Consider the following 5,568-nt stretch of genomic DNA (forward strand, 5'->3'; position numbering starts at 1 on the left):
CAAACCCCTGCCGCGCTGCACGGCGCTTCGGCCTTCACCACGGTTCGCGTGCAGGGCGGCGAGGCGTTGCTCTGGCCCCAGCATCTGGCGCGGCTGGCGGGGACGTGCGGTTTCCTGGGACTGCCTGAACCGGACGAGCGTCTGCCCGCCTTGCCCCCCGGCACGCACCTTCTGCGCGTCACCGTGACGGACGACGGCACCTTCTTCAGCTTTCGGCCCCTGCAACCCGGCCCCCGGCCCGAAGGTGGCGTTTCCGTCGTCCTCACCGACTGGCAAACCCACCCGCAACTGGCGGCCCACAAGACCGGAAATTACCTGCCCTACCGACTGGCGGGGGCGCAGGCGACGGAGGCGGGGGCCTTCGAGGGACTGCTGACGGACGGGGCGGGGCAGGTGGTGGACGGCTCGCGTACCTCGCCCGTCCTGGAACTCGGCGGACGCTTGGTCGTTCCGGCGGGCGGGCTGCCCGGCACCACGCGGGCGCAGTGGTTGACCGGGCAAGACCACGACGAACGGCCCATTCACGTGTCCGAACTCGCGCAGGTGACGCGGGCCTGGGTGTGTGGAGCGGGCGTCGGCGTCGTGCCGGTGCGTCAACTGGGGCCAAGGCCGCTGCTGCCGCTCTGGCCTGACGTGACCCACCCGGCCCTGTGCTGGCCCCTGTAAGGCAGGGCAGGTAAATCCGAACTCAAGTCGGCGGGCATTTTTCTCATAGAGGTTGAGTGTGTCCCGCTAAGATTTAAAGGCAGGAGGAACAGATGGACTTACTTGGATTTTTCGGGCCATACGGCCCCTTGATTTTGGTGGTCATGGTGGTTTCGTTCATTATTCAGGGCTACCTGAGCAGCACCTACAGGAAATGGGGCAGCATTCGCAACCCCCGCAACGTGACCGGGGCGCAGATCGCCCGCATGATGCTCGACGAAAACGGCCTGCAAAACGTGCAGATCGAGCGGGTTCCGGGGCAACTCAGCGACCACTACGACCCCCAGGCCAAGGTGGTGCGCCTGTCCGAGAGCACCTACGACGTGCCCAGCATCGGCGCGATGGCGGTGGCGGCGCACGAGGTCGGGCACGCCATTCAGGACAAGGTACGGATGCCTGCCCTGGTGCTGCGTGGGCAGATGGCTGTGCCACTGAGCCTGGGCATGAACCTCGCCCCGCTGCTGCTGATGGTCGGTCTGGTCGTCAACATCTCGGGCCTGGTCTGGGTCGGCGCGATTTTGTTCGGACTGGCGCTGCTGTTTCACCTCATCACGTTGCCAGTCGAGTTCGACGCCAGCCGCCGCGCCCTGGTCTACATCCGCGAGCGTGGTCTGGGCGGGGGCGGCGCCGAGCAGCAGGGCGCACAGAAGGTGCTGACCGCTGCGGCTCTGACCTACGTCGCGGGCTTTGCGATGGCACTGGCCCAGTTCCTGAATGTGCTGGGCATGGCGCGTAGCAGCGACGATTGAAGAAGGTTGAGGGTGTAGGGTAGAGGGTTAAACAAAGGGCCGAGGCGTCATGCTTCGGCCCTTCGCTGTTTTCCCTCTGCCCTTGACTCTCTGCCCTCTACCGCATCCGCAGGCCCAGCAAAAAGCCCACCACGAAGGCTCCAGCGAACGGCAGATTCGCCAGAAACACCCGCGAGAACCAGTCACCCAGACTTTCGCGGCCTGTGCGGAACCAGGGTTCGGTGAGGGCCTGAAGTTGCAGCCAGTCCACCGTGACGATGCCGTAGTGCGCCAGCAGTTGCACCACGATGAAGGCCAGCCCGATGACCAGCAGCGCTGCGCGGCCCACCACCCGCACCGCGTACCCGGCGGCGAGCCCCAGCAGACTGCCCAGCCCCAGGTCGGGGAGGATGCTTTGCAGGCCCGTCGTGAGCTGGGTGGCGGGGTCGGTGGCGGGAGCAGGGGTCACGCGCTCATGCTACTGCGCCTTTACAGGGCCACCTTTACAGGGCCACCACGCGCGTTCCCTTCGTGCGGCGGTAGAGCTGCGCGGGACGGCCCACCCCGCTGCGCCGCTCGCCGCAGGGGGTCAGCACACCCGAGGCCAGCATCCGCTTGCGAAAGTTGCGCTTGTCGAGTTCGCGGTTGCCGATGGCCTCGTACACGCCCTGCAATTCGGGGAGCGTGAAGGTATCGGGCAGAAATTCCAGCGCCAGATTGCCGTATTCCAGCCGCAATTGCAGTCGGGCAATGGCCCGTTCCAGAATCGCCTGATGGTCGAAGGCCAGCGGCGGCGGCGTGTGGGCGCTGAGCCACTCGGCCCCCACGGTGTGGCCCCCGGCCCGCGCCTGCACCGTGCCGTGCGGGAGTACCGCCAGATGCGCCACGCTGACGATGCGCCCACGCGGGTCGCGCCCCACCTCGCCAAAGGTAAAAAACTGTTCGAGGTGCCGGGGTTCGAGGCTCACGCTCGTTTCGGTTCTCAGTTCGCGCAGGGCCGCTTCGTGCATTTCTTCGCCCGGCTGCACGAAGCCGCCCGGCAGCGCCCAGGTCTGGGCATGGGGCAACTCGCCGCGCTGCACCAGCAGCACCCGCAACTCGCCCGCGTGCATGGCGAAGGCCGCCACGTCAACCGCCAGCCCGACCTGCGTGGCCTGGGGAGGGAGAGAGAGCGGGGTCATGTGAGCGAAGAGGCCAGGCCCTGCTGTTCCAGCCGCTGTTCTTCGGCCCGCTGCGCCTCGCTGATGCTGACCAGCACATGCGCCCGCAGCATTTCGGCCACGCTCCACGCCTGGAAGGGGCAGCCGCCCGGCGTGAGGGTGTCGCCGCTGAAGACCTCGGAAATGTGCCCGATGCCCGCCTCCCAGAGGTGCCCGGTCAGGCCCGTCAGGGTGGCGCGGGCGCGGTTGATTTCGCCGCGTGAGAGCAGCAGCTCGACATACGCCGCCAGAGGCCAGGGCCAGACGGTGCCCTGGTGGTAGGCCGCGTCGCGCAGCAGTTGCGGGCCGCCAGAGTGGCCGAGGTAACGGGGGTCTTGCGGCGACAGGGTGTGCAGGCCCAGCGGGGTCAGCAGTTCTCGCTCGGTTTGCGCCAGCACCGCGTCTATCTGCTCGTCCACCACCGGCGTGTCCATCAGCGAAAGGGCAATCAGGGCGTTGGGCCGCGCCGAGAGGTCCCGCTCGCCCTGCGGCGTCAGGCCGTCGGCCAGAATCGCTAGTGGTGCGTCCTGGGTGCGGCGGCCCACGCCCAAGCCGCCTGCCAGACCGGGGGTGGTCGGCTGCGGCCCGGTGTCGAGCAGTTCGGCGTTGTTTCCGGGCAGGTCGGTGTCGAGCAGGTCGCTCAAGGCCATCAGGCCACCTACCGACCCGCCCAGTTGTGCCACGTTCAGCGGGGGCTGGGTCGTGGCTGGGGCGGAGCTTCGCAGCGCCGTATCGTTCCAGAACTTCTGCTTGAAGGAATGGTGCGCCTTTTCCAGCACCTCGGCAAACTGCGGGGCCTCGCCCAGCGCCTGTGAGAGCCGCAGCTCGGCCCCCAGCGCCGAGAGCCACAGCGCCTGAATCTCGACGGGTTTGCCGTGCCGGGGCGTGACCACCCAGTCCTGAATCTTCACGTCCATCCAGGTCAGTTGGGTGCCCTCCTCACCCGAGAGCAGCAGGCCGTCTTCGGGGTCCATGCGAATGCCGAAATCGGTGCCCTCTACAAAGTGGCCCAGCATCTCGCGCAGCAGCGGCAGGGTGCGCCGCACGAACAGGGCGTCTCCGGTGGTGCGGGCGTAGCGTTCGAGCGACACCGCCAGCCACAGCGGAGCGTCCACCGTGTTGTACCCCGCGCCCTGCCCGCGCTCGTCGAAGTGGTTGGGAATCAGGCCCCGTTTCATCTGGGACAGGAAAGTCAGCAGCAGTTCCTGGGCGTCTTCGGGGCGGCCCGTCACCAGGGTCAGGCCCGACAGGGCAATCATGGCGTCGCGTCCCCAGTCGGCAAACCAGGGGTAGCCCGCGATGACGCTCAGCGGTTGCCCCCCGGCCTGGGATTGTTCCGGGTTCGTCCGGACAGGGCCGCGCCGAACCAGGTAGGCGTCGGCGGCAATCGCCAGGGTGGCGACCAGTTCGTCCCGAATGCCCGTCGCCTGCCAGGCCCGCTCGGCCAGGCTGCGGCGGCGCACCAGCTCGGCTTCGAAGGCGATCCAGGGGTCGGGCACGCCGGAAGCCTGCGGCGCCACGCCCTGCACGACCAGCGCCACCTCGCCGCCGCCGGGGGGCAGGGTCACGCTCCACAGCGGGCAGCCCAGGGCGTAGTCGTGCGGGCTTTCCCCCCGCGCTGCGTCGGCCCGGTAGTAGAGCCGCTGACTGAACGGCTGCGGCGTGAGTGCTTGCACCAGCGGAGCCGCCAGCACGCTGGCCCCGCGCCCGCCCTCGAAGCGCGTCAGCAGGCGCACCGAAGTATCGCGCTCGCCCTGCACCAGCACCTCATGGCCCTGGGGCCGGAACTGGAGGTGCGGCGTGGCGGTGTGGACGGCGTGCATGTCGCGGTCCACGAAAAAGCCGCCCAGCGTCAGCGTCACGCTCTGGCGGGCCCGTACCTCGTAGAGCAGCACCAACGCCCCCGAATCCTGCGGCATACAGGCATGGCGGCGCACCCGCACCCCGCGCCAGAGCTGTTCGCGCTCGGGCAGCAGGTCCCAGACCGTCGCCCCGGTCAGCAGGTCCAGGCCACGCCCCTCGAACACGCCGGGGGCCACCTCCAGGGTGTGCAGGTCCACGCTTTCGCCGCCCACTTCCAGGCGTTCGAGCGGGGAGACGAGGTGGCAGTAGCGGTCCACGGGCGGCTGCTGGCTGACCACCAGTCCCGAGTAGCAGCGCGTGGGCACCCCGGTCAGGCTGCTCATGGCGAAGCCACCCTGTCCGTCGGTGAGCAGAACTTCGAGGTCGGGATTGCGGGCCGCCTGTGGGCCGTAGGTATAGGCCGAAGCGGGCGAGACGGCAGCAGAAGTCATAACGTGCTCAGGATGGCAGATTTGCGGCCCAGCACGCTCCCTCCCGTTCGGAAATCCTGCGGTGGCCTGGGGCTTGGGCCACCGTTTCCGCCCCGTCCCTGAGGCCCGGCGCTAGACTCGGGAGTGCATGACCCCTGACCGTCCGCCCCGCTCGCCCGCCTCAGTCTCTGCCCCGGTGCCTGCGCCTCGCCCGCTGTGGCAACGCGCCTTGCCGCCCCTGCTGGCCGGGGGAGTGGTCGCTGGGCTGGGCTGGGCCTTGCTGCGCCCGGCGGGGGAGGGGGGCGCGGGGCCACTGGTCGGCAAGGCAGCGCCCGCCTTCGAGTTGACCGGGCTGGACGGCGAGGCGGTGCGGCTGTCGGACTACCGGGGCCGCCCGGTGGTGGTCAATTTCTGGGCGTCGTGGTGTGTCCCCTGCCGTGAGGAAGCGCCCCTCTTTGCGCGTCTGAGCGCCCGCCCGGACGCGCCCGCCGTCGTGGGCATCCTGTTCAACGAAACCAAGGAGCAAAATGCCCGCAACTTTATCCGGGACTACCGCCTGAACTACCCCAACCTGCGTGACCGGGGCGTGGAAACGGCGATGGCCTACAACGTGACCGGGATTCCCCACACCGTCTTCATTGACCGTGACGGCGTGGTGCAGCA

The 5,568-nt window shown here is 68.7% G+C and carries 6 protein-coding genes; 3 read left to right on the forward strand and 3 right to left on the reverse strand.

All coding sequences use genetic code 11. The annotated features are described in order from the left end of the window. Positions 1–666: aminotransferase class IV (locus Q4C89_RS07745; RefSeq protein ID WP_303102032.1), on the forward strand; the 666-nt coding region annotated here is incomplete at its 5' end. Between the two features lie 92 nt (positions 667–758). Then, on the forward strand, positions 759–1,454 hold the full coding sequence (locus Q4C89_RS07750; protein WP_303102033.1) for a zinc metallopeptidase: 696 nt from the start codon (positions 759–761) through the stop codon (positions 1,452–1,454). Between the two features lie 97 nt (positions 1,455–1,551). Here Q4C89_RS07750 and Q4C89_RS07755 read toward each other — a convergent pair whose 3' ends face one another. From Q4C89_RS07755 to Q4C89_RS07765, 3 genes are read right to left on the reverse strand one after another with little or no spacing between them, the layout of a single operon-like run. Further along, positions 1,552–1,902, reverse strand: coding sequence for an FUN14 domain-containing protein (locus tag Q4C89_RS07755; protein WP_303102034.1), 351 nt, complete (start codon positions 1,900–1,902; stop codon positions 1,552–1,554). Positions 1,903–1,936: 34 nt separating this feature from the next. Continuing rightward, positions 1,937–2,614 (reverse strand): NUDIX domain-containing protein, encoded by a 678-nt coding sequence (locus tag Q4C89_RS07760; protein WP_303102035.1) that lies wholly within the window; start codon positions 2,612–2,614, stop codon positions 1,937–1,939. After that, positions 2,611–4,926 (reverse strand): amylo-alpha-1,6-glucosidase, encoded by a 2,316-nt coding sequence (locus tag Q4C89_RS07765; protein WP_303102036.1) that lies wholly within the window; start codon positions 4,924–4,926, stop codon positions 2,611–2,613. The genes Q4C89_RS07760 and Q4C89_RS07765 overlap by 4 nt, the downstream gene beginning before the upstream one ends. A gap of 127 nt (positions 4,927–5,053) precedes the next feature. Between Q4C89_RS07765 and Q4C89_RS07770 the strand changes: the two genes are divergently transcribed. Then, a partial coding sequence (locus Q4C89_RS07770) for a TlpA disulfide reductase family protein (RefSeq protein ID WP_303102037.1) occupies positions 5,054–5,568 on the forward strand: 515 nt, incomplete at its 3' end.

The sequence above is a fragment of the Deinococcus sp. genome (genome assembly GCF_030523985.1).
GTDB lineage: Bacteria > Deinococcota > Deinococci > Deinococcales > Deinococcaceae > Deinococcus.